Origin of the sequence: Rhodanobacter sp. DHG33 (assembly GCF_014843005.1) — a bacterium.
Lineage (GTDB): Bacteria > Pseudomonadota > Gammaproteobacteria > Xanthomonadales > Rhodanobacteraceae > Rhodanobacter_A.
In genome coordinates this window covers 594982-617670 of the sequence record NZ_JACYXM010000001.1, presented here as the reverse complement: position 1 = coordinate 617670, position 22689 = coordinate 594982, and the positions used below count along the sequence as shown (strand labels likewise).

The following is a 22689-nucleotide window of genomic DNA, read 5'->3' as shown; positions in this document are numbered from 1 at the left end:
CGGTCGTTGGACGACTCGAAACTAGGCCATCGATTTCAAGTTTGACAAACTAAATATTTCAATTTTTGATATTGTTATTATCAATATTTTCTTTAAATCATTGATGTGACAGAACGAAAAGCCCCAGCCAAGACGGCGAAATCGCCCCAAAAACCGCGCCGTAGTGCAGCGAAGAAGCGTACGCCTGCGCATGGTTCGGGCGGCGAAGCCGTCCGTTTCTACTACAAGGGCAATCGTCACAAGCAGCTGCGCGCCTTCGTGGCCACGGTGAAACTGGGCACGCTGAGCCGCGCAGCGGAAGCGCTGTACCTGTCCCAGCCTTCGGTGAGCCTGCAGTTGCAGGCGCTGGAGCGCGAACTGGGCGTGGCCCTGCTGGAGCGGCGCCGCCGCCGCATCAACCTCACCGATGCGGGCGAGGCGCTGTACGAACTAGCCCGTCCGCTGGTGGAGGGCTGGGACAACCTCGACCGCGATTTCCAGGCCAAGGTGCAGGGCCTCACCGCCGGCAGGCTCACCATCGCCGCCGGCACCTCCACCATCCAGTACCTGCTGCCGGAGCTGGTGCGCCGCTACCGCGAACGCTACCCCGCCGTGCACCTGCAGCTCGCCAATGTCACCGGCAAGGACGGCATGGCGATGCTGCGCGAGGACAAGGCCGACTTAGCCGTGGGCTCGATGCTGGATGTGCCGCACGACATCGCCTGGGCGCCGGTGCGCCAGTACGACCCCATGCTGATCCTGCCGCCAGGGCATCCGCTGGCGGAGAAGGAGGAATTGGCGCTGGCGGATCTCTCGCCCTACGGCCTGATCCTGCCGCCGCAGCGGCTATCCACGTACCGCCTGGTGGACCTGGTGTTCCAGCAGAACCAGGTTCCCTACCACGTCGCCATCGAAGTGGGTGGCTGGGACGTCATCAAGGAATACGTGGCGATGGGCTTAGGGATATCCATCGTCACCGGCATCTGCATCACCGATGCCGACCGCGAGCGTCTGGTCGTGCGCAACATGCAGCGCTGGTTCCCGCAGCGCAGCTACGGCGTGGTGATGCGCAAGGGCAAGTTCCTCAGCGCCGAAGCGCGCGCCTTCATCGACCTGATACGGCCGGGACTGCTCACGCATCGCGACTACGACGAGCCGGGGCACTCGGAGCGCTAGGCGGGCGCAGAGCCTCAGCCTTGCCGTTGCAACGCCAGCTTCAGGCCGAAGCCCAGCAGCACCACGCCGCAGACGCGGTCCATCCACTGTCCGACCTGCTGCTTGCGTTGCAGCAGGCGGTGGATGCGCCCACCCGCCATGGCCAGCACCATCGACCAGACAAGCCCGGTGGCGATGAAGCTGGCGCCCAGCACAAGCAAGCCGAGTTGCGGATGGAGCGCACGCAGCGAAACGAACTGCGGCAGGAAGGCAAGGTAGAACAGCGCCACCTTCGGGTTCAGCACGTTGGTGAGCATGCCCTGGCGGAACGCGGCGACGAAGCCGGTGCCGCGCGTTTGTGTCGGCCTGCGTTCGTGCTGCCGACTGAGCAGCATGCGCAGGCCGATCCATACCAGGTAGGCCGCGCCGAGGTATTTCAGCACCGCGAAAGCCAGCGCCGAAGTCATCAGCAGCGCCGACAGGCCGAGCACGGCGGCCAGCGTATGCACCACGCAGCCGGCGTTGATGCCCAAGGCGGCGCCCAGGCCCACCGCATGGCCTTCGCGACCACTGCGCGCGAGGATGTAGAACGTGTCGAGCCCCGGTGTGAGGTTCAGCGCGATGCAGGCGAGCAGGAAGGCGTCGTAGTGCTGGATGCCGAGCATGGCGTCATATTCCGTGGTACTTGCCCTGGAACGGCGCATAGAACGCGCGCAGCCGTTCGATGTCGGCCGCCATGTCGTCGGTGGTGTCGAGCAAGGGGCCGAGCCGGATGGTCTTGTCGGGGTAGTTGAAGGCGACGGGAAACACCGGCACGCCGGCACCGTGGGCGATGCGCCAGAAGCCGGTTTTCCAGCGCGGCATGTGGCGGCGCGTGCCTTCGGGCGCGATGCCCAGCCACAGCGTGGACTCGCGACCGAAGCGGTCGATCGTCTGTTCGACCATGCCTGCAGCGGCGCCGCGATTGATGGGGATGCCGCCGAGCTTGACGAGCAGCGCGCCCAGCGGGCCGCGGAACAGTTCGCGCTTGGCCATGAAGTGCACGTCGGCGCCGATCGCGGCCTTCATCAGCAGGCCCCAGATGCCGTCCCACCACGAGGAATGCGGTGCGGCGATCAGCACCAGCTTCGGCACGTCGGGGAAATTGCCGACCAGGCTCCAGCCGCACAGCTGCAGCACGTTGCGGCACAGCCTGCGGCGCCAGCCGTCGCGTAGGTGCGGCATATGCGGCGGCAGTTGCGCCGGCGCGAGAACGCTTCCCTTCATTCGAGTCCCGGCTTCTTCGCGCGCAGTTGCTTCAGTTTGCCGCGCTGCTGCTTGCCGGCGAGGCGGCGCTCCTTCGAGGCGCGCGTGGGCTTGGTGGCTACGCGCTTCTTTGGCACCACCTGCGCGGCGCGGACGATTTCGACCAGCCGTTCGCGCGCGTCCTCGCGGTTGCGGCCCTGGTCGCGGAAGCGGCGCGCCTGGATCACCAGCACGCCGTCGTCGGTGAGGCGACGGTCGCGCCGCGCCAGCAGACGTTCGCGCAACGGCTCCGGCAGGGTGGGCGAGCGCGCCACGTCGAAACGCAGCTCCACCGCGCTCTCGGTGCGGTTCACGTGCTGGCCGCCCGGGCCGTCGGCGCGCAGGAAGCGCTCGACCAGTTCGGATTCGGGCAGGGCAAGGGTGCGGCTGATGGTCAGCATGCGCGGAGTGTAGGGGATGGCGCGGGTCGTGAGTCCGTTCGGGCGGCCATCGCACCGATGGTTCGCGCATCCCGTCCTTCGACGCTGTCCGCAGCGCTCAGGCCGAACGCACCGTGGGTACGGGTAGCGTCCAGCCGAAGCGTTCGAGAACACCGGCGTATTCGTGATCCAGCGGCGCCTGCAGCGTCATCGCCGCGCCGCTCACCGGGTGCCTGAAATCCAGCTTCCACGCGTGCAGCAGCATGCGATGGCAGGCGAAGTGCTGCTTGTAGAGGCGGTTGTGGTCGCCACGGCCGTGCTGGCAATCGCCGATCACCGGATGGTGGATGTGCGCGAGGTGCTTGCGGATCTGGCGGAAGCGGCCGGTTTCCGGCTCGGCCAGCAGCAGGGCATAGCGCTGTTGCGGATAGCGGCCGAGCTCGATCGGCACCTCGACGGTGGCGAGCCGGCGGTAGCTTGTGCGTGCTTCGCGGCGCGGGCCGGTTTCGCGCGAGCCGGGCAGCGCGTAGTCGACCACGCCTTCCCCCGGTTCGGGCCAGCCGCGCACCACCACAAGGTACTGCTTGTGCACATCGCGGCCCATGAACTGCTCGCCCAGCGCAGCGGCGATGTCGCTGCTGCGTGCTACCAGCAGCACGCCGCTGGTGGCACGGTCGAGGCGGTGCGCGAGGTACACGTTGCCGCCCACCTGTTCGCGCAGCACGTCCACCAGGTATTGCTCGGCGTCGTTCACCATCGCCGAACGGTGCACGGGCAAACCCGCGGGCTTGTTCACCGCGATGAGCGCGTCGTCCTGGTGGAGGATTTCAATGGGGGACATGAATCTCGTCGCGAAATCTTGTCACGCAGGCAAGGGAGCGGAGTCGCCGCTTCGGCCGCCGCGAGCAGGAGGAAAAGTCAGGAACGGCGCCACCAGCCGAAGGCGAACGCCGCGACGCCGGCCACGCCCATGCCGGCCGGCAGCCAGAAGCCATGCTGCGGCGCCAGCGCCCACAACAGGGTGGCGCAGAGGATCAGCGTGGCGCCGAACGCGCTGCACGCGATCATGCGCAGCAACCGGCGCATGAGGTGGCGCTGATGGCTGAGCGTGTCCACATCGGCGAGCAGGCGGTGTTCGCCCTGGGCGATGCGTTCCAGCGAATCGCGCACCAGCTCGGGAAGCTGCGGCGCGAGGTGGAACCATTCGGGCAGCCGCCTGCGCACTTCGCGCAGGGTGCGCAGCGGGCTATAGCGCTCGCGCAGGATGCGCTTGAGCACCGGATGCGCCACTGCCCAGATGTCGATCTCGGGATCGAGCATGCGGCCCACGCCTTCGATGTTGAGCAGGGTCTTTTGCAGCAGGATCAGCTGCGGCTGCAGGGTCAGCTCGAAGCGGCGCGCGGTCTGGAACAGCTTCACCACCAGTTCGGCCAGCGAGATCTGCGACAGCGGGCGGGTGAAATAGGGTTCGCACACCGTGCGCACGGCGGCTTCCAGTTCGTCCAGCCGCACGGTGGAAGGCATCCAGCCGGCATCGACATGCAGCTTGGCGATGCGCGCGTAGTCGCGTTCGAACAACGCGATGAAGTTCTGCGCCAGCCAGTACTGGTCGGCCTCGGGCAGCGAACCCATGATGCCGAAGTCCAGCGCGATGAAGCGCGGTTCGGTGGGACGCGTGGCGTCGACCCAGATGTTGCCGGGGTGGGCGTCGGCGTGGAAGAAGTTGTCGCGGAACACCTGTTCGTAGAACACCCGCACGCCCTTGGCGGCGAGTGCCTTGCGGTCGATGCCGGCGGCATCGATGGCGGCGACGTCGTCGCTGCTGATGCCGTGCACGCGTTCCAGCGTGAGCACGCGCTGCGCGGTCAGGTCCCAGTACACCTCGGGCACGTAGAGGTCGACGCCGCTGGCGAAGTTGCGGCGGAGCAGGCTGGCGCTGGCGCCTTCGCGCTGCAGGTCCAGCTCGTTCTCCAGCATCTTCTCGACTTCGGCCACTACGTCCAGCGGGCGGATCTTGTCGGCGTTGGGGTGCCAGCGGTTCGCCAGCGCACCCAGCGATTGCAGCAGCTTCACGTCGCGCGCGATTTGCGCGTCGATGCCGGGACGCAGCACCTTCACCACCACGGCATGGCCGTCGGGCAGCGTGGCGGCGTGCACCTGCGCGATGGAGGCGGAAGCCAGCGGTGTCTCGTCGAAATAGGCGTACAGGCTGCCGATGGGCGCTTTCAGCTCGCGCTCGACGATGGCGCGCGCTTCGCCACCGGGGAACGGCGGCACCTGGTCCTGCAGCAGCGCCAGCTCGTCGGCGATGTCTCCAGGCACGAGGTCGCGGCGCGTGGACAGCACCTGGCCGGCCTTGACGAAGATCGGCCCCAGCGCGGTGAGCGCAAGCCGCAGTCGCGCGCCGCGCGGCAGGTTGCGCACGTCCACGGCAGGGCGGCCCAGCAGCGGGCGCACCAGCTTCAGCGGGCGGAACAGGTGGGCGGCGTCCACCAGCTCGTCGAGCCGGTAGCGCAGCAGCACGACGGCGACGCGCAGCAGGCGCGGAACGACGGCAAGCGAGGTCACGCGCCGACTCCTTTGCGCGTGCCCTTGAGGCGTGCTTCCAGTCTGGCCAGTCTGGCCTCCAGCCGCTCGCTGCGCTCGCGCAGCGTGTCCACGCCGTCGAGGAAGGCTTCCGCCTCGCCGGGCGCCAGCGCGATGCGCGATTCGTCGCGCAGCCAGGCGGCACCGTCCTCGGTGAGATGGCCGGCAGTTTCCTTCGCATGCACCAGCGCCTTGCGCACGGCACGCGCCAGCGGCACGCCGAGCACGTCGCCGAAGGTGCGCGCGAAAGCTTCCTCGAAATCGGGAGCGAATTGCGAGGCGAGTTTTTCCAGCCGCCGCGCGAGGTCGGCGTCGCCGGCGATCTCCACCTTGCCCGGCGCCACGCCGTCGTCGCCGCGACGCAGCGCCATCGCCAGCAGGCTGCCCGGCGTGGCCGCCACGCGCAGCGTGCTGGCGGCGGTTTCGCCATCGTCCGGTGGCCCGACGCGCAGGCGGCCGTCTTCCACGGTCACGGCCAGTGCCAGTTCCGGCCCGCGCAGATGCAGCAGTACGCGGCGGCCGTTCATGCCGGCGAGCTTCTGCTGTGTGTCGGGGTCCAGCGACAGCGTGTGGTTGAGCGCGGTTTCCAGCGCGCGTCCGGCGAGCTTGCGCAGCGGCGTGGGCAGCCAGGCGTTGGGGATGGGCGAGGTCATCGCGTGATTGTAGCGGCGTGACCGCCGCCTGTTGCCTGCGGGATCGTTTCTATGCGCCCGCGCCATCGAACCCGAGTTGCCGCCACGCCTCGTACACCGCCACGGCGACGGTATTGGAAAGGTTGAGGCTGCGGCTGCCCGGCTGCATCGGCAGGCGCAGCCGCTGCGCTTCGGGGATAGTGTCCAGCACGTCGCCCGGCAGGCCGGCGGTTTCGCAGCCGAACAGCAGCGCGTCACCGTCGGTGTAGTCCACATCGACATGACGCACGTGGCCGCGGGTGGTGAAGGCGAACACGCGTGGCCGGCCGATGGTGGCGAGGCAATCGTCGAGGCTGTCGTGCACCTTCACGCGGGCGTATTCGTGATAGTCGAGGCCGGCGCGGCGCAGGCGCGCATCGTCCAGCTCGAAGCCCAGGGGGCGGATCAGGTGCAGTGTGGCGCCGGTGTTGGCGCACAGGCGGATGGCGTTGCCGGTGTTCGGCGGAATTTCGGGACGGAACAGGATGACATGCAGCATCCGGCGATTATCGCGTGCGCGGGGGCACGCAGGCCAATCGTGCCGGCGATCAGCCGCGCACCGCTGCGCAGGACGAAATCGTCGTGCAGGCGCTGCTGGTGGTCGCTACGGCATGGGCGTTGGCCGGCTGGGTGACCAGCATCGAGCCCAGCACCGAAGTGCAGACCAGCAGGCAGGCGGCGAACAGGGTGCTGAGCATCAGGGTTTCGTATTTCATGGCGATCTCCTCGGGAAGTAAGTCGTGATGGGAAGGGTGGGCTCAGCCCGGCAGGCGCGGGCAGATCACGCCATCGGCAGGCAGGGCGCAGTGAGCGGGGCTGGCCAGCAGGGCGCTGGTGACGCTGCCGGAAGCGGCCCCTTGGGCGGCTGCAGGGAAGGCCATCAGCATCGAACCCAGCACCGAGGTGCAGACCAGCAGGCAGGCAGCGAACAGGCCGCGCAACATCAGGTTCTCGTATTTCATGGCGTCTCTCCGACTTGGGTGGGTTGTTTCCGCAGTTATCTCAGAGCAATCCGCGTGCCAAGCCGAAAACAGACTTCAAGTGATTGAAATAAAAAGAATTTAAGAATGGGTTCCGGCAACGGGTCGTTTGTCCGCGGACGGTCGGACAGGCGAAGCGGACAGTTGCCGGGGGTGTCCGGGGGTGTCCGGGGGCGATCGCGGGGGCTTGCGGCGGAACGAAGCGTCGCGGCGTGCGTTTCAGCCCTGGAAAGCGTTGGCGCTTGGCGCCGAGGGCGCGCCCGGCGGCCCTGGCGCGCGTACAGACGCGGTCAAGCATCGCGCGTTAGCATGGAGGCCGGACGGTTCGCCGTCCGGCCTTTCTTCATTCCGACTTCGGAGTCGTCCAATGCGCAAGACCGTGCTGTTGATCGTTCCCGCCCTGTTGCTCGGCGCCTGCACCTGGGGCATCAACCCCACGCCGGCCTCGCAGAACGTGCGCACGGCATGGAACGGCGACGTTTCGGGTTGCCGCGATCTCGGCAAGATCACCGTCTCGGTGATGGATCACGTAGGTCCGGTGGACCGCAACGACATCAAGGTGCGCGACGAGCTGCAGGTGATGGCGCGCAACGAGGCCGCCACCATGCACGCGGACACCATCAAGCCACTGGCCGACCCCAGCGACGGCTCGCAGCCCTGGGGTGCCTACCAGTGCGGCTCGCGCGTCATCCAGCCCGCCAACGCGCCGGGACAGCCCCAGCCGCCGCAGGGTGGCGGCGCGCAGACCTTCCCGGTCAAGGGCAACTGAGCCGCACCTTGCCGTCGTGAGAAAGAACGAAGGGCGCCAGCGGCGCCCTTCGCGTTTTTGTTGAAGAGTGCAGCCATGGATGGCCGCCCATTTGATCTTCACGATCAAGGACGATCGCAAAGAATGAAGAGTGCGGCCATGGATGGCCGCCCGTTTGATCCTCGCGATCAAGGACGATCGCAAAGAGATGCTTCAGACCGGTGCGCGGTACCAGCCCGCGCACCGGCGGGTGTCACAGATGCCCGTTGGCCAGTTCGTCCGCCAGTCGCGGCAGCCCGTAGATCTTGCGGACCGCTTCCATCAAGGCGGCGGTGTCCACCGCCACCGTGCGGTTGTTGCTGCCGTCGTAAACGAAGTCGCCGCCGATGGAATGGATGTTGCCGTCGAAGACCAGGCCCACCGCATGCCCGTCGCGATCGATCACCGGGCTGCCGGAGTTGCCGCCGATGATGTCGTTGTCGGTGACGAAGTCGAACGGCGTGGACAGATCCAGCGAGCCCTTCGCCTTGATCCAGCTGTCCGGCAGCTTGAACGGGTCGGCGCCGGTGGCGCGGTTGTAGGCGCCGGCGAAGTCGGTGAACGGCGGCACTTCATGGTCGCCTTCCTTCCAGCCGGCCACCTTGCCGTACGACAGGCGCAGGGTGAAGGTGGCGTCGGGGTAGTTGCTGGTGCCTTCGCGCGCGAAGCGGGCCTGGGCGATCGCCTCGTCGGCTTTGGTGGTGGGCGCCTGCACCTCATCCTCGTACTGCTTGCGCAGCTGGGTCGCGGTGGGTTCGATCCCGCGTACGAACATGATCATCGGATCGGTGGATGCTTCGATGGCCTTCTCGCCACCGTCCCACAGCTGCTTGCGCACCGCCGGGTCGGCGAGCTTGGTGCCGTTCACCAGCGTGGTGGCCAGTTCGTCGGGCGACTGCTTGCCCAGCGTCTGGTGCACGAAGGCGTCGTCGGCGCCGAGGATCTGGCGCATCTTCTCCATCGACCAGGCCATCATGGTGCGTTCGAACTCGGGGTACACCGGCACCTTCGCTTCCAGCGACTGCTCCACCGCGGGCAGGTTGGCATCGCGGTACTGCGGCAGGCGTTCGGCATCGGGCTTGGCGCGCTGGGCGGCGCCGCGCACCAGGGTCATCGCATCGGCGAACAACTCGGTGCCCACGCCGAAGCCGCGGCCGCCGGCGATCATGTTGTAGCGGTCCTGCAGTTCTTTGCCGCGTTGCTGGGCCTTGGCCAGGTCGGCCCACGGATCGCCGTATTTCGCGCGGCGCGCCGGGTCGGCGGCGATCCAGTCGCGCAGCGCGGCGTCGTCCTGCTGCTTCTGCGCGATGAAGCTTTCGTTGGTGAGCGTTTCCAGCCAGCCGTTGAACACCTTCAGCGTGTTCTCGATGCCGAACTGCATGTCCTGTGCTTCCTTGGCCTGCTGCGCGCCGGCACGGCCGTACTGCCACAGTACGCCGCGCAGGTCGGACAGGTAGCCGTAGAACGGGATCAGCATGTCGTCGCGCATGGCCGACAGCTGCAGCCAGGGCGTCTCGCGCTGGGTCGAGCCGGGGTTGCCGACGACGAAGGTCATCTCGCCGGCCTTGGGCCCGTGCGGATCGAACTGCAGGAACTGCGGGGTCTTCGCCGGCTTGTTGTCGACGTAGGCGCGGAAGAAGGTGACGTCGAGGTCGTAGCGCGGGAAGTTGAAGTTGTCGGGATCGCCGCCGAAGAAGGCGATGCTCTGCTCCGGCGCGAATACCAGGCGCACGTCCTGGTAGCGGCGGTACTTGTACAGCGCGTAACGGCCGCCGTGGTACAGCGTCACCACGTCGCAGCGCCAGGTCTTGGCATCGCCGGCGACGCATTCCTTTTCCAGCTTGCTGCTGACCGCGCGCTCGGCCTTGATGCGCTCGGCGCCCTGCTTGCCGCTGGTCGCGGCGTTCACCTGGTCGGTGACATCGGTGATCTTCTCCAGCTGGTTGAGCTCCACATCGGGGCACTTCGGCTCGTCTTCCTGCTTCATCGCCACGTAGCCGTCGGACATGTAGTTGTGGCCAGTGCCGGAAAGCTGGGAAAGGCAGCTGTTGGCGCAATGGTGGTTGGTCATCACCAGGCCGTTGGCGGAGACGAACGATCCGGAGCAGCCTTCCGCCAGGCGCACTGCCGCGTGCTGCACCAGGTCGATCCACTGCTGCGTGGGAGTGAAGCCGTAGCGTTGCTGCATCTGTTTCACCGGCAGGTGGTCCAGCGTCCACATGCCTTCGTCGGCCATGGCGCCGCCAGCGGCGCCCAGCAGCAGGCCGGAAAACCCAACGAGCAACCAGCGTTTCATCGCATCTCCTCCGTATGGGGCGGATCGGCGCGGATGGCGCGAACCCGCGATTGGCGTGTCGAACCGGCGACGATCATGGCCTTCGGCCGCCGAGGTGCGGAAGTGAAGGTCGGCAGGGGTGCTTGCAGGCCAGCCGTTCCGGGCATAAAATTCATTACCATATATTTCATATATGAAATAAATACAGAGACATCAACGGTTGCGCCCGCCCATGAACAGCTTCGCCCCCACCGAACAGCGCCTCGCCGTCACCTGCCGACGCCAGCCCGCATTCCCGCGCGAGCCGGCGGTGCTGGTGCGGCTGGTAAAGCATCTGCACAAGCGCGTGCACGACGCTGCCAACGCCACCCTCAAGCCATGGGGCATCAGCCATCCGGAGTACAACATCCTGATGATGCTGTACGGCACCGAGGGCTATACGTTGAACCCCTCGCAGCTGGCCGAGGCAGCGGGCGAGAAGTCGGCCAACATCACGCGGCTTGCGGACAGCCTCTGCGACAAGGGGCTGGTCGAACGCACCGCGAGCGACGCGGACCGGCGCAAGGTCAGCCTGAGCCTGAGCCGTGCGGGACTGGCGATGATCGACGAGTTCATGCCGTCGATCTGCGCGTTGCTGGAGCGCCAGACGGCTGGCCTGAAACCTGCCGAGACGGCACAACTGGAGCGCCTGCTCAAGAAGTTCCTCACCCAGCTGGAGCAGGATTGAGCGATGGCGGCGGCATCGACCCCTTTGGAACCCTCGGCGAACCGTTGGCCGACGCTGGCGGAAGTGTTCGCGGGCGAGGGGCGGGCCTGGCTGTTCGTGGCCAAGACCGTACTGGCGGTATACCTGGCCGCGTGGCTGGCGATGTGGATGCGGCTGGAGGCACCGTCCACCGCGATGATCACGGTGGGCATCGTGATGCATCCGCAGAGCGGCATGGTGCTGGCCAAAAGTTTCTATCGCGCGATCGGCACCTTGTGCGGAAGCACGTTCGGGCTGGCCCTGATGTGCGCGTTCCCGCAGCAGCGCGAATTGTTCCTGCCCTGCCTGTCGCTGTGGGTGGCGCTGTGCGCCGGCGGCGCCACGCTGTACCGCAACTTCATGTCCTACGGCTTCGTGCTGGCCGGCTACACGGCGGCCATCGTGGCGTTGCCGGCGGCGGCCAATCCGCTCGGGGTGTTCGATTCGGCGCTGATGCGCGTGAGCGAGGTGATGCTGGGCATCCTGGTGTCCACCGTGGTCAGCGACTTGCTGTTCCCGGATCGGCTACGCCTCGCGCTGCGGCAGAACGCGCGCGCGCATTTCGCCAATTTCATCGACTTCGTGCGTGGCTCGACCGGCGGCGCCATCCCGCGCGAGGCGATGGCGCAGGCGCATCTGCGCTTCGTGCGTGCCGCGGTCCAGCTGGAGGACATGCGCGCCTCGGTGATCTTCGAGGATCCGGAAGTCCGTGCGCGCAGCGCGCGCATGCGCCTGCTCAACCAGCACAACATGGCCGCGGCGACCAGCTTCCAGTCGCTGCACCATCTCATCAACCGCTTGCAGCGCGAAGGGCGCACCGCCGAAGTAGATGCGCTGATCGCCCTGTACCGTCCCATCGGCGGCGCGCTGGAAACGGCGCCGGCCGACCTGCACGACCCTGCGGTGTTGGTGCCGCGCCTGCGCGAGTGTGCACGGCAGCTGCCGGCGCTGGAGGCGACACTGCGCACCGGGCTGGCGCCGGGCCATGCGCAGCTGGCGTTCGACACCGGCGCCACCCTGCTGAAGCGCTTCCTCGACGAATTGTGCGGCTACGTCGAAGTGGAACTGGCGCTGCGCGCGCAGGTGCAGCGGGGTGGCGTCGAGCGCGTGCATTTCCGCCGCGGCACCGATGCCACCGGCGCCATGGTGGCGGTGCTGCGCACCTTCCTCACCATGACCGCGCTGAGCGTGTTCTGGATCGCCAGCGGCTGGCCCTTCGGTGCCAGCGCGATGCTGCTGGCCACCATCTTCAGCGGCCTGCTCGCGGCGGCGCCGAACCCGCTGGCTTCCGCGTTCAACATGCTGATTGGCTATGCCGCCGGCATGCTGGCGGGCATCTTCGCCGCATACTGCCTGCTGCCGGGCAGCGACGGTTTCGTGATGCTGGTCGCGGCGACCCTGCCGCTGCTGCTCGTCGGCCCATGGCTCAACGCCCATGCCGAATTCAGCGGCGTGGGCGGTGGCTACTCGATCGGCATCGTCTACATCCTCGCGCTCAAGAACCCGATGGTGTACGACCTCTCGCATACGCTGAACGATGCCGTTGCGCAGCTCGTCGGCGTGGGGATGGCAGCGGTGTCCTTCGTGTTCGTGCCGCGCGTCACCGGCAGCGGATGGCAGCGCCGCCGCCAGTTCCGCCGGCTGCGCGAGCAGGTGGTGGAGGCCGCCACCGCGCCGCTGGACGGCTTGCGCTGGCGCTTCGAAAGCGCCAGTCGCGACCTGTTCCACCAGGTCATCACGCATACCCGGCCGGGCAGCCGCCAGTCGCGCGCATTGCTGGGCTGGGCATTGGCGGTGCAGGAGGGCGGGCGCGTGCTGATCGAACTGCGCGAACAATTGCGCACCGGCGATGCGCCGGCCGCGGCGCGCGAGGCGGCGGAACGCTCGGTGCAGGCCGTGGCGCAGCTCTATCGCCAGCCGGATGAAACGCACCGTCAGCACGCCGAGGACGAAGTGCGCGCCGCGATCGAAGCCTGTGCCTCCGTTCCTGCGTTGCGCACGCATCTGTACCAGTTGCTTGGCGCGCTGCGCGACGACGAGTCGCCGTTGGTTGCCGCCCATGCCGTCGAGGAGACCGCCCATGCCCCATGAGATTTCCATCGGCGGCGTGCTGGTGCCCGGCCTGTTGCCGATTTTCCTGGCCTGCCTGCCGCTGATCCTGCTGGTGGACGCATTGATCGGCCGCTACGGCCTGCATCGCTACGTGTGGCACCCGCCATTGTTCCGCCTTGCCCTGTTCGCCTGCCTGTTCGCGGCGGGCGGCCTGTTGTTTTTACGTTGAGTCAGCCATGAACAAGACTTCGCTGCTGCGTCTCCTGATCACCGCCTGCGTGGTGCTGGTCGCCCTCCTGCTTGGCCACGCACTGTGGAAGCACTACCTGTACTCGCCGTGGACGCGCGACGGCCGCGTGCGCGCCGACGTGGTGAAGGTGGCGCCGGACGTGGCCGGCCTGGTCACCGAGGTGCGCGTGGGCGACAACCAGTTCGTGCATCGCGGCGACGTGCTGCTGGTGATCGATCCCTCGCGCTACCAGCTCGCGCTGGCGCAGGCCCGCGCCAATCTCGGTGCCGCCGGCGCCAGCGTGCAGGCCAGCGACGCCAACATCGCCGCAGCCACCGCCGCCGTGGCTGCGCGCAAGACGGACTATGCGATGTACCGCGCGCAGGCGAAGCGGCGCATGCAGGTGCCCGCAGGCAGCGTGGTGTCCAGCGAGACGCGCGACAACTCGATCGCCACCGCCGAAGCGGCGGAAGCGGCCTGGCACCAGGCCGAGGCCGCACTGAAGCAGGCGCGGGCCGCGCGTGACCAGGCGCTGTCGGCGCAGGCGCAGGCGCAGGTCGCCGTGCAGAATGCCGAGCTCAACTTCGAACGCACGCAGGTGCGCGCCCCGGTGGACGGCTACGTCACCAACGTGCAGGTGCGCGTGGGCAACTTCGCCAATGCGGGCGCGCAGCAGCTCGCACTGGTGGACAGCCACAGCTACTACATCTACGGCTATTTCGAGGAAACCAAGCTGCCGCAGCTGCGCGTGGGCGATCCGGTGGACGTGCGCCTGATGGCGGGCGGCATCCGCCTGCAGGGCCGCATCGACAGCATCGCGCGCGGCATCGCCGATCGCGACAACGCCGGTAGCCCGGATCAGCTGGCCGACGTGAATCCCACCTTCAACTGGGTGCGCCTGGCACAGCGCATCCCGGTGCGCATCGACATCGATGCCAGCAAGATGCCCGCGGGCAGTGTGCTGGTCGCCGGCATGACCGCGACCATCGAGGCACATCCGCGCGACGACGACCGCGCATCGAAACAGGAGCAGCCGTGATGCGCGTGCCGCCTTTGCCGCGGACGCTGGCTTGCGCCGCGCTCACCCTGGCGCTCGCCGCATGCGCGTCTACCGGCGGCCTACATCCCACCGGCCATGAAATCGCGCCGGACAGCTTGCAGACGCGGCAGAGCCTCGCCGATGTGCAGGTCAGTCCCGCCGCATGGCCGCAACGGGATTGGTGGCATGCGCTGGGTGATCCGCAGCTCGACGCGCTGATCGCCGAAGCACTGCACGACAACCCCGGCCTCGCCGTGGCCGATGCGCGCGCGCGGCTCGCGCAATCCGAGGCGCGGGCGCTCGACGCCGCGCGCGATCCCAGCGTGGAGGCCAGCTATGCCGCCACCGGTGCGCGGCTTTCCGAGAAGGAAGTCGGACTGGTGTTGCCGGAGGTCGTCGGCACGTTCGCGTGGATGCAAAGCGCCGGCGTGGATTTTTCCTGGAACCTGGATCTATGGGGCGGCCAGCGCGCCGCTTGGGAAGGCGCGCTGGGCCGCAGCCGCGCCGCGGAAGTGGATCGCCGTGCCGCGCGCATCCAGCTGTCGGCGAACGTCGCGCTGGCCTATATCCAGCTGCGCCAGGCTTTCGTGTTGCGCGACATCGCGCAGCGCGACGTCGAGCGCGCGGACCGCATCGCCGCGCTCACCCACACCCTCGTCGCCAGCGGCATGGGCCTGCCCGACAACCTGCTGCAGGCGCGCGCCGAAGCCGGCATTGCGCAGCAGCACCTGGCTGCGGCCGACGCGGCCATCGACAGCGCGCGCATCAGTCTTGCCGTGTTGCTGGGCAAGGGGCCGGACCGCGGACTGCAGATCGCGGCGCCCGCCGGACTCAAGCCGGTGTCGCTGGCGGTTCCGCCGGACCTCACGGCCAACCTGTTGGGCCGTCGCCCCGATCTGGTGGCCGCGCGCTGGCGCGTGGAAGCCGCCTCGCAGGACATCAAGGCGGCCAAGGCGCAGTTCATGCCCAACCTCAACATCAGCGCGATGGCCGGTTTTCTCGCGCTGGGCGACAACGTACCGCTGTTCCAGATGCCCGCGCGCACCTATAGCGTCGGCCCCGCGCTCTCGCTGCCGCTGTTCGACGGCAAGCGCCTGCGCGCCGGTCTCGATGCGCGCGATGCGCTGTACGACGGGGCGGTGGCCAGCTACAACCAGACCCTGGTGCGCGCGGTGAACCAGGTGGCCGACCTGCTCAGCCTGTCGCGCTCGGTGCAGAGCCAACTGCAGACACAGCAGGACGTGCTGCACAACGCCCAGCGCGCCTACGACAACGCGCAGATCGGCTACAAGGCCGGGCTGGGCACGGAGCTGAACACGCTGATCGCCCGCCGCACGCTGCTTACGGCCGAGCAGAACGACGCGGTACTGCAGAGCCGGCAGGCCGAACTGGCCGTGCGCATGGTCGAAGCACTGGGCGGCGGCTTCAAGGACGATGCGGCGCCAGCCGACAGCAGCAAAGACAGGTGACGAATGGCCGTTGCCTGCGTGCAACCGGCATTCGTTATTCTTTGACGCATGAACATGCTGATCAATGCGCCGCGCCGCATCGCGCGACGCCTCGTCTCGCCGCTGCGCCCGAAGTCGCGGGCGTGGCTCGAGGCGCTGCCCGCCTTCGCCGTGCCTGCCACCGCCGTCGGAACCCTGCACGGACCGCAGGCGTTCCACCAGGCGTTGCTGGCGCAGATCGCGCAGGCCACGCGGCGCATCGTGATCGTGACGCTCTACCTGCAGGACGACGATGCGGGCCGCGAGGTGATGGAGGCGCTCTATGCGGCGCATGCGCGGCAGCCCGGGCTGGAAATCGACGTTTTCGTGGACTGGCATCGCGCCCAGCGCGGCCTCATCGGCAAGCAGAAAAGCCAGGGCAACGCGGCGATGTACCGCGATTGCGCGCAGCGCCACGGCGGCGGCGTGCGCGTGTGGGGCGTGCCGGTGCAGAACCGCGAACTGTTCGGCGTGCTGCACCTCAAAGGTTTCGTATTCGACGACACGGTGCTGTACAGCGGCGCCAGCCTCAACGACGTCTACCTGGCGAAGCACGGGCGCTACCGGCTAGACCGCTGCCATCGCATCCGCGACGCCGCACTGGCCGAGAGCATGGCGGCCTTCGTGCAGCGGCATTTCCGCGACAGCGAGGCGGTACGCCGCCTCGACCTGCCCGATCCGCCGCCGACGCGCGCACTGCTCCCGGCGATCCGCACGTTCCGCCAGCAACTGCAGCAGGCGAGTTACGTGGTGCCGATGGCGGCGTTGCCGGATGGCGCCGTGGCCGTCACGCCGCTGAAGGGTTTCGGCCGCGCCGACAACGCGCTCAACGATGCCATGCTGGCCCTGCTGCGCGGCGCGCGGCAGCGCATCGTGCTGCTCACGCCGTATTTCAATCTGCCGAGCCCGGTGCGCGCGGCGCTGGGGCAGGCGCTGCGCCGCGGCTGCAGCGTCGAGATCATGGTGGGGGACAAGACCGCCAATGACTTCTACATCCCGCCCACGCAGCCCTTCCGCACCATCGGCCTGCTGCCCTACCTCTACGAAAACAACCTGCGCCGCTTCGCGCGCACGCATGCGCGCCAGCTCGCCAGCGGCCAGCTGAACCTCCGGTTGTGGCGCGACGGCGGCAACAGCTACCACCTCAAGGGCCTGTTCGTGGACGACGACTGCGCCCTGCTCACCGGCCACAACCTCAATCCGCGGGCCTGGGCGCTGGACCTGGAGAACGGCCTGTTGCTGCGCGATCCCTCGCGCCGCCTGCATGCAATGCACGAAGCGGAGTGGGCGTCTTTGCGTCAGCACGCCACGCGGCTGGTTGACCATCACGCGCTGGAAAGCGCGCGTAACTATCCGCCGGAAGTGCGGCGCCTGCTGCGGCGTCTCAGCCGCGTGCGGCTGGACAGGCTGGTGAATCGCCTGCTTTGATCATCGGCGCCTTAGCGCCGCCGCGAGCCGCGCAGGCTGTCCACCGAGAAGCTGGCCATTTCGCCGCCGCCGGCCATGCGCCGCGACTGTCCGGGCGGCGGTCCCCACGCATGCGCGGTCACCACTTCCCAGGTGGCGGGAATGCGGCCGTCCACGCGCATTGCCTCGTAGGCGGTAAGCATGGCGCGGTAGTGGGCCTTGCCGGTGAGGTGGCGTTCGCGCGCGGCATCTGCGTGGGTGGCGCCGAGGCCGCGCAATTCTTCCAGCAGCTTGCGTGGCTCGCTGTAGGTGAGCGTGTAGCGCTCCACGTCCAGCACCGGATCGCGCAGACCGGCGTTGAGCATCGCGTCGCCGATGTCGTGCATGTCGAGGAAGCGGCTCACGTGGGAGTGTCCGTCCGCCGCCGCCCAGGCCGCGCGCAGTTCCTTCAGCGTGTCGGGGCCGAAGGTGGTGAAGGCGAGCAGGCCGCCGGGCTTCAGCACGCGCGCGCATTCGCCGAACAGCGCGGCAAGGTCGTCGATCCACTGGAAGCACAGGTTGGAGTGCAGCACGTCCACGCTGTGGTCGGGGAACGGCAGCGCGGTAGCCGCGGCGCAGACGCGGCGGAACGGCTTGAGCCAGCCGCTGTGCGCCTTGGCCTCGCGCAGCATCGGCAGGGCGAGATCGACCGCGATCACCTCGGCCTTGGCGTAGCGCTGCTTCAGCAGCGCGGTGCCGCGGCCGGTGCCGGCGCCCACGTCGAGCACGCGCGCGGGCGTTTCCAGATAGACGTCCAGACGCTCCAACAGCGACTGCTGCACTTCGCGCTGCAGGGCATCGTGCTTTTCGTAACTGCGCGCGGCGCGGCCGAAGTTGCGGCGTACGCGTTCGCGGTCGAGGTGGAAATCACTCATGGGAGCCGCATCCATCAAAGCTGTCCAGCAACGGCTGCAGCGCCTGCGCCACCTGGTCGGGATAAGTGAAGAACGGCGCGTGGCCGGCGTGTTCGATCTGCATGTAGTGACCTTGCGCCTGCTGCGACGACCATTCCATCGCCTGCGGCGGCACCAGGCGGTCGCGGCGGCCGGCGAGCCACATGTTTGGCTGGCGCAGCTCGGGCAAGCGTGCGCGCAGGTCGCGGGTTTCCAGGATGCGGATGCCTTCCTGCAGCACGCGCAGGTCCGGCTCGCCGCGTGCGAAAGCCAGCGCACGCAGGTGGCGCAGCTCGGCGCGCGGATCGGGGCTGCCCATCGCTTCCAGCGCGAGGAAGCGTTCGATGGTGGCGTGGTAGTCGGTTTCCAGATCCAGCGCGAGCTGGTGCACCAGCGTCGCGTCGCTGCCCCACGGCCAGCTTTCGTCGCGCGCGAATTTCGGCGTGGCGCAGAGCATGGCGAGGCCGCGCACGTGCTGCGGCCGTTCCAGCGCGGCGGTGAGCGCGATCAGGCCGCCCAGCGACCAGCCCAGCCAGAGCGCCGGCGGCGTGGCTTCCGCGATGGCGGCGGCACAGGCGGAGGGTTCCAGCGGCAGGCCGCATTGGCGCGAGTAGCCGTGGCCGGGCAGGTCCACCACGTGCATTGTGCAGCGCTCGGACAGCGCCTCCACCAGCGGCGCCAGCACGCCGCCGTGCATAGCCCAGCCGTGCAGCAGTACCAGCGGGACGGGACCGCGGCCCAGCCTTTCGATGTAGAGGCTCATGCCCTCTCGCCGGAAGGGAGCAGGCCGGCATCCACCGCGCCGCGCCCGTCGAACACGAAGCAGTCTCCCTGCCAGTGCGCGCCGTCGGTGAGCTCCAGGTATTTCAGGATGCCGCCTTCGAGCTGATGCACATGCTCGATGCCGAGGCCCTGCATGTGCAGCGCGGCCTTCTCGCAGCGGATGCCGCCGGTGCAGTACGACACCACGGTCTTGCCCGCATAGCGCGAGCGGTCCGCGGCCACGGCCTGCGGGAACGCTGTGAAGCTGGCGAGGCGGTAGTCCACGGCGTCGGCGAACTTGCCCACGTCGGTCTCGTAGTCGTTGCGCGTGTCCAGCATCACCACTTCGCGGCCGTCGTCGTCGTGGCCGCAATCCAGCCAGCGCTTCAGCGTGGCGGCGTCCACTGCCGGCGCGCGGCCGCCCTCGGGGCGGATCGCCGGCATGCGCATGGTGATGATTTCTTTCTTCAACCGCACGCGTAGACGGCCAAACGGGGCGTCGTCGGACAGCGATTCTTTTGCCTCCATGCCCGCAAAACGCGCGTCGGTGCGCAGCCATGCCATGAACGCATCCACCGCCTCGCGCGGACCGGCGAGGAACAGGTTGATGCCCTCGGGCGCAAGCAGCACGGTGCCTTTCAGCGCCAGCGCGGCGGCGCGTTCGAGCACGCGCTCGCGCAGCGCGGGCAGGTCGTCCAGTGCGACGAAGCGGTAAGCGGAGAGGTTGATGACGGGCATGGCGGGGAAGGGGCAGGGCTGACGCGCAATTATAAGTGGTGTGTTCGCGGTTCTGGCCGGTGGGCGTACAACGTCGCCGGCCACAGATGACATGCCATGGCCAGGTGCGCGCACGAGGCCTCGCGGTACGCGACGACAGGCGACGCGCCGCCTCGCGGAGCACGCTTTCTCAGCCCCGATCCGGGGCGCGCTCCAGAGGAAGCGAGATGAAGACCATCATGAGCCTGGTTATCGGATTGCTGTGGTTTGCGGCTTCCACGGCCTCCGCGCAGCAGAGGACAGCATCCGAAACCGGACGCTATACCGACCTCGTGGCCACGCTGCAGAACGACGACGACATCAACACGTGGTACAGCATCGCCGATGCCTTGCGGCGGGACTTCGACTCGATCTGCGGCGACACCTTTTGCGAAGGCGACTACAGCAACATCGCGGCGTTGCGTTTCGCCTGTTCTGCCGACGCGGCAACGGGCGAGGTCGGCCAATGCGTGTGGAGCTTCGCGGCCAGCGACGAGCGGATTGGTACGCGGCGCGGCCGCATCCATGCCGCGATTCCCGGTTGGCGTTGCGTCAGCCCGCTGGCGCCGCACACCACGGTGCGCGAGTTGCTCGCCGCGCTGGCCGGAGCGCATCCGCTGCATGCACCGCTGCCGCGAACCGGCGCCACCCTGTACGACGGACTCAGCGACTGCCTGTGACGTCATGGCCGGATGCCTGGGCATGTCCGTGAAAGTGGCTGCCCAGTGCATCCAGCAGCTGGTCGACGTGTTCGTCCTCGTGCGCCGCCGACAGCGTGATGCGCAACCGCGCCTGTCCCTGCGGCACCGTGGGCGGACGGATCGCGGTGACCAGCAGGCCGCGCTGTTCCAGCGCTTGCGCGGCATCCAGTGCGGCCTGCGCATCGCCCAGCAGCAGCGGTTGGATTGCACTTTGCGACGCCATCAGCGGCAGGCCGAGCTGCGCGGAGCCGGCGCGGAAGCGCGCGATCAGCGATTGCAGTTTCTCGCGGCGCCAGTTTTCGCCGCGGGCGATTTCCACGGCGGCACAGGCCGCCGCGGCCAGCGCCGGCGGCATAGCAGTGGTGTAGATGTAGGGGCGCGCGAACTGCACGAGTCCATCGATCAGTGCGGCAGGACCGGCCACGAAGGCGCCGCTGCAGCCCAACGCCTTGCCCAGCGTGGCCATCAGCACGGGCACTTCGCGCTGGCCCAGGCCAGCGGCCTGCACGCTGCCGGCACCTTCGGTTCCCAGCACGCCCAGGCCATGCGCATCGTCGACCATCAGCGTGGCGCGTTCGCGCGCGCACAGCGCGGCGAGTTTGGCGAGTGGCGCCACGTCGCCATCCATGCTGAACACGCCGTCGGTGGCGAGCAGGGCGGCGGCTTGCGGGCGGCTCTGCAGCTGGCGTGCGGCAGCATCGACATCCGCATGCGGGTAACGCTTCAGTTCCGCGCCGGCGAGCTGCGCGCCGTCGAGCAGGCAGGCATGGTTGAGCTTGTCCTGCACGCACGCGTCGCCATGCCCGAGCAGCGCCTGCATGGTGCCGAGGTTGGCCATGTAGCCGGTGGAGAACAGCAGCGCACGTTCGCACCCCGTCCATTCGGCCAGTGCCTCCTCCAGTTGCGCGTGCTCGCGGCGATGGCCGCAGATCAGATGCGCCGAGGCACCGCCCACACCCTCGTCGTCGGCGGTGCGCTTCAGTGCGGCGATCAGTTGCGGATGCTGTGCAAGGCCGAGGTAATCGTTGCTGCAGAAGCCGAGCAACCGGCGGCCGCCGCTTTCCAGCCAAGGACCTTCCGCGTGTTCGATGGTGCGCAGGCGGCGACGCAGGTTGGCATGCTCGCGCTCGGACGTCTGGATGGCGAGGCGGTGAAGCAGGTCGGGGCGCGATGGACTGGTCATAGTCGACAAGTAAGTGCACCCAGCCGCCTATCCGAAAGCGACGGAGAGAGGACGTCATCGCGTATCAACCGCTCGACGCCCTCGGCTCCCGGATGCGCCGCGGCGGGGCCGCGACGCCTATCGCGCAAGAGGGCTGAATCAAGCCGCCGCACTACACCCGCATCCATGCCCGCAGCTCGCCGGCGCAGCTTCCATGATGTCCGCATGCACCGTGCCCGCTTCTTCCACCACTTCCATCGCATGCAGGTCGAGGCGACGGAACAGCGCGCGGTCGTGCTCGGTGTCCGGGTTGCCGGTGGTGAGCAGCTTCTCGCCATAGAAGATCGAGCCGGCGCCCGCGTGGAAGCACAGCGCCTGCACCGCGTCGTCCATCTGCTGGCGCCCCGCCGAGAGGCGCACGATGGACAGCGGCATCAGGATGCGCGCCACCGCGATGGTGCGCACGAACTCGAACGGATCGAGCTTCTCCGCGTTGCCCAGCGGCGTGCCCGGCACCGGCACCAGCTGGTTGATCGGCACCGAATGCGGGTGCTCGGGCAGGTTGGCCAGCGCCTGCAGCAGGCCTGCGCGCTGTCCACGCGTTTCGCCCATGCCCACGATGCCGCCGCAGCAGGTCTTGAGGCCGGCGTCGCGCACCTGCTCCAGCGTGGCCAGGCGGTCCTGGTATTCGCGGGTGTGGATGATCTCGCCGTAGAACTCCGGCGCGGTGTCGATGTTGTGGTTGTAGTAGTCGAGGCCGGCGTCCTTGAGCTGCTGCGCATGGCCGTCGCCGAGCAGGCCGAGTGTGGCGCAGGTTTCCAGGCCGAGGTCCTTCACCGCGCGCACGATCTCCGCGACCTTGGGGATGTCGCGGTCCTTCGGGCCGCGCCACGCCGCACCCATGCAGAAGCGGCTGGCGCCGGCGGCCTTCGCGGCCTTGGCGCGCGCCAGCACGTCGTCGACTTCCATCAGTTTCTGCGCTGCCACGCCGGTGTCGTAGCGCGCCGCTTGCGGGCAGTAGGCGCAATCCTCCGGGCAGCCGCCGGTCTTGATCGACAGCAGGGTGGACACCTGCACCGCGTTTGCATCGTGATAGGTGCGGTGCACGGTGTGCGCCTGGTGCAGCAGTTCGTTGAACGGCAGGGCGAACAGCGCGGCGACTTCTTCGCGGGTCCAATCGTGGCGGACGATGGCTTCGGACATGGGGGACTCCGTGGCTGAGGCCGCAAAGTTTGGGTGGCATGCCGGTATGCGTCAACTGTTCGCCAGGGTATCGAGGTTGACGGAAGCCGCCGCCATCGGCTTGTCCCATTCGTTAAG

Annotated in this window: 24 protein-coding genes; 9 read left to right on the top strand and 15 right to left on the bottom strand. The window is 68.2% G+C overall.

Going from position 1 to position 22689, the window contains the following annotated elements; translation table 11 throughout:
- Positions 1-246 precede the first annotated feature (246 nt).
- Entirely contained in the window at positions 247-1155 is a 909-nt protein-coding gene (locus tag IHE46_RS02710; protein ID WP_225562774.1) for a LysR family transcriptional regulator, read from the top strand.
- Between the two features lie 14 nt (positions 1156-1169).
- Here IHE46_RS02710 and IHE46_RS02705 read toward each other — a convergent pair whose 3' ends face one another.
- From IHE46_RS02705 to IHE46_RS02665, 9 genes are all read right to left on the bottom strand, one after another.
- Positions 1170-1799: a LysE family translocator gene (locus tag IHE46_RS02705; protein WP_192163050.1), complete on the bottom strand. Its 630-nt coding sequence runs from the start codon at positions 1797-1799 to the stop codon at positions 1170-1172.
- Positions 1800-1803: 4 nt separating this feature from the next.
- Complete coding sequence (locus IHE46_RS02700) at positions 1804-2400, bottom strand: 1-acyl-sn-glycerol-3-phosphate acyltransferase (protein ID WP_192163049.1); 597 nt, start codon at positions 2398-2400, stop codon at positions 1804-1806.
- Positions 2397-2819: an alternative ribosome rescue aminoacyl-tRNA hydrolase ArfB gene (arfB, locus tag IHE46_RS02695; protein ID WP_192163048.1), complete on the bottom strand. Its 423-nt coding sequence runs from the start codon at positions 2817-2819 to the stop codon at positions 2397-2399. Before arfB ends, IHE46_RS02700 begins: the two co-directional genes overlap by 4 nt.
- A gap of 97 nt (positions 2820-2916) precedes the next feature.
- Positions 2917-3639, bottom strand: a complete 723-nt coding sequence (locus tag IHE46_RS02690; RefSeq protein ID WP_192163047.1) for a pseudouridine synthase — start codon at positions 3637-3639, stop codon at positions 2917-2919.
- Between the two features lie 77 nt (positions 3640-3716).
- Positions 3717-5366 carry a ubiquinone biosynthesis regulatory protein kinase UbiB gene (gene ubiB, locus IHE46_RS02685; protein ID WP_192163046.1) on the bottom strand — a complete coding sequence of 550 codons (1650 nt, stop codon included), beginning with the start codon at positions 5364-5366 and terminating at the stop codon, positions 3717-3719.
- On the bottom strand, positions 5363-6037 hold the full coding sequence (locus IHE46_RS02680) for an SCP2 sterol-binding domain-containing protein (protein ID WP_192163045.1): 675 nt from the start codon (positions 6035-6037) through the stop codon (positions 5363-5365). Before IHE46_RS02680 ends, ubiB begins: the two co-directional genes overlap by 4 nt.
- A gap of 49 nt (positions 6038-6086) precedes the next feature.
- The gene (gene trmL / locus IHE46_RS02675; RefSeq protein WP_192163044.1) at positions 6087-6554 is read right to left on the bottom strand and encodes a tRNA (uridine(34)/cytosine(34)/5-carboxymethylaminomethyluridine(34)-2'-O)-methyltransferase TrmL; all 468 of its coding nucleotides are present in this window, start codon (positions 6552-6554) and stop codon (positions 6087-6089) included.
- Between the two features lie 49 nt (positions 6555-6603).
- Positions 6604-6771 (bottom strand): hypothetical protein, encoded by a 168-nt coding sequence (locus IHE46_RS02670; RefSeq protein ID WP_192163043.1) that lies wholly within the window; start codon positions 6769-6771, stop codon positions 6604-6606.
- A gap of 42 nt (positions 6772-6813) precedes the next feature.
- Positions 6814-7017 carry a hypothetical protein gene (locus tag IHE46_RS02665; protein WP_192163042.1) on the bottom strand — a complete coding sequence of 68 codons (204 nt, stop codon included), beginning with the start codon at positions 7015-7017 and terminating at the stop codon, positions 6814-6816.
- A gap of 385 nt (positions 7018-7402) precedes the next feature.
- Here IHE46_RS02665 and IHE46_RS02660 point away from each other — a divergent pair, with 385 nt between their 5' ends.
- Positions 7403-7804 (top strand): DUF4156 domain-containing protein, encoded by a 402-nt coding sequence (locus IHE46_RS02660; RefSeq protein ID WP_192163041.1) that lies wholly within the window; start codon positions 7403-7405, stop codon positions 7802-7804.
- A gap of 232 nt (positions 7805-8036) precedes the next feature.
- Here IHE46_RS02660 and IHE46_RS02655 read toward each other — a convergent pair whose 3' ends face one another.
- Positions 8037-10118 (bottom strand): S46 family peptidase, encoded by a 2082-nt coding sequence (locus IHE46_RS02655; RefSeq protein WP_192163040.1) that lies wholly within the window; start codon positions 10116-10118, stop codon positions 8037-8039.
- 211 nt (positions 10119-10329) lie between these two features.
- Between IHE46_RS02655 and IHE46_RS02650 the strand changes: the two genes are divergently transcribed.
- Genes IHE46_RS02650 through pssA form a run of 6 tightly spaced genes read left to right on the top strand, consistent with a single transcriptional unit; the run spans position 10330 to position 17077 of the window.
- Entirely contained in the window at positions 10330-10824 is a 495-nt protein-coding gene (locus tag IHE46_RS02650) for a MarR family transcriptional regulator (RefSeq protein ID WP_192163039.1), read from the top strand.
- A gap of 3 nt (positions 10825-10827) precedes the next feature.
- Complete coding sequence (locus IHE46_RS02645) at positions 10828-12933, top strand: FUSC family protein (RefSeq protein ID WP_192163038.1); 2106 nt, start codon at positions 10828-10830, stop codon at positions 12931-12933.
- Complete coding sequence (locus tag IHE46_RS02640) at positions 12923-13123, top strand: DUF1656 domain-containing protein (RefSeq protein WP_192163037.1); 201 nt, start codon at positions 12923-12925, stop codon at positions 13121-13123. The genes IHE46_RS02645 and IHE46_RS02640 overlap by 11 nt, the downstream gene beginning before the upstream one ends.
- Before the next feature lie 7 nt (positions 13124-13130).
- Positions 13131-14162, top strand: a complete 1032-nt coding sequence (locus tag IHE46_RS02635; RefSeq protein ID WP_192163036.1) for an HlyD family secretion protein — start codon at positions 13131-13133, stop codon at positions 14160-14162.
- Positions 14162-15631 carry an efflux transporter outer membrane subunit gene (locus IHE46_RS02630; RefSeq protein ID WP_192163035.1) on the top strand — a complete coding sequence of 490 codons (1470 nt, stop codon included), beginning with the start codon at positions 14162-14164 and terminating at the stop codon, positions 15629-15631. The genes IHE46_RS02635 and IHE46_RS02630 overlap by 1 nt, the downstream gene beginning before the upstream one ends.
- A gap of 48 nt (positions 15632-15679) precedes the next feature.
- Complete coding sequence (gene pssA / locus IHE46_RS02625) at positions 15680-17077, top strand: CDP-diacylglycerol--serine O-phosphatidyltransferase (RefSeq protein ID WP_192163034.1); 1398 nt, start codon at positions 15680-15682, stop codon at positions 17075-17077.
- Between the two features lie 11 nt (positions 17078-17088).
- Here pssA and bioC read toward each other — a convergent pair whose 3' ends face one another.
- The 3 genes from bioC to IHE46_RS02610 are packed head-to-tail and all read right to left on the bottom strand — an operon-like array spanning position 17089 to position 19488.
- Positions 17089-17970: a malonyl-ACP O-methyltransferase BioC gene (gene bioC, locus IHE46_RS02620; RefSeq protein ID WP_192163033.1), complete on the bottom strand. Its 882-nt coding sequence runs from the start codon at positions 17968-17970 to the stop codon at positions 17089-17091.
- Positions 17963-18751: a pimeloyl-ACP methyl ester esterase BioH gene (gene bioH, locus IHE46_RS02615; RefSeq protein ID WP_192163032.1), complete on the bottom strand. Its 789-nt coding sequence runs from the start codon at positions 18749-18751 to the stop codon at positions 17963-17965. Before bioH ends, bioC begins: the two co-directional genes overlap by 8 nt.
- Complete coding sequence (locus tag IHE46_RS02610; protein ID WP_192163031.1) at positions 18748-19488, bottom strand: sulfurtransferase; 741 nt, start codon at positions 19486-19488, stop codon at positions 18748-18750. Before IHE46_RS02610 ends, bioH begins: the two co-directional genes overlap by 4 nt.
- A 206-nt stretch (positions 19489-19694) precedes the next feature.
- Between IHE46_RS02610 and IHE46_RS02605 the strand changes: the two genes are divergently transcribed.
- On the top strand, positions 19695-20186 hold the full coding sequence (locus IHE46_RS02605; protein ID WP_192163030.1) for a hypothetical protein: 492 nt from the start codon (positions 19695-19697) through the stop codon (positions 20184-20186).
- Here IHE46_RS02605 and bioF read toward each other — a convergent pair.
- The gene (gene bioF / locus IHE46_RS02600) at positions 20170-21390 is read right to left on the bottom strand and encodes an 8-amino-7-oxononanoate synthase (protein ID WP_192163140.1); all 1221 of its coding nucleotides are present in this window, start codon (positions 21388-21390) and stop codon (positions 20170-20172) included. The genes IHE46_RS02605 and bioF overlap by 17 nt on opposite strands.
- Positions 21391-21528: 138 nt before the next feature.
- Positions 21529-22572: a biotin synthase BioB gene (bioB, locus tag IHE46_RS02595; RefSeq protein ID WP_192163029.1), complete on the bottom strand. Its 1044-nt coding sequence runs from the start codon at positions 22570-22572 to the stop codon at positions 21529-21531.
- Between the last annotated feature and the right edge of the window lie 117 nt (positions 22573-22689).